Raw genomic sequence first — 289 nt, 5'->3', positions numbered from 1 at the left:
TAAGCTAACTGATACTAATTGCCCGTACGGCTTGTCCCTATAACCTTAGCAGGTTATGGTGAATGAGAAGTATGTTGTGCGAACGTTGATACAACTTCATTACCCAATTACTTACTACTTCCAGATTAGAGTGCCGTTGCCCAACAGGGAACGACTACTCAGACAAGTCAATGCCTGATGACCATAGCAAGTTGGTCCCACCCCTTCCCATCCCGAACAGGACCGTGAAACAACTCTGCGCCGATGATAGTGCTGCAACCAGTGTGAAAGTAGGTTATCGTCAGGCTAG

1 rRNA gene is annotated in these 289 nt (G+C 47.1%); it reads left to right on the top strand.

Annotation, left to right across the window (positions count from 1 at the left end):
* Positions 1–173: 173 nt before the first annotated feature.
* Positions 174–286 (top strand): 5S ribosomal RNA (gene rrf / locus MRBLMU1_RS25530).
* Positions 287–289: the final 3 nt, after the last annotated feature.

Source organism: Burkholderia sp. LMU1-1-1.1 (assembly GCF_040675865.1).
GTDB lineage: Bacteria > Pseudomonadota > Gammaproteobacteria > Burkholderiales > Burkholderiaceae_D > Rugamonas.
Note: the sequence above shows the minus strand (reverse complement) of the source record. Positions and strands in the feature narration are given on the sequence as shown.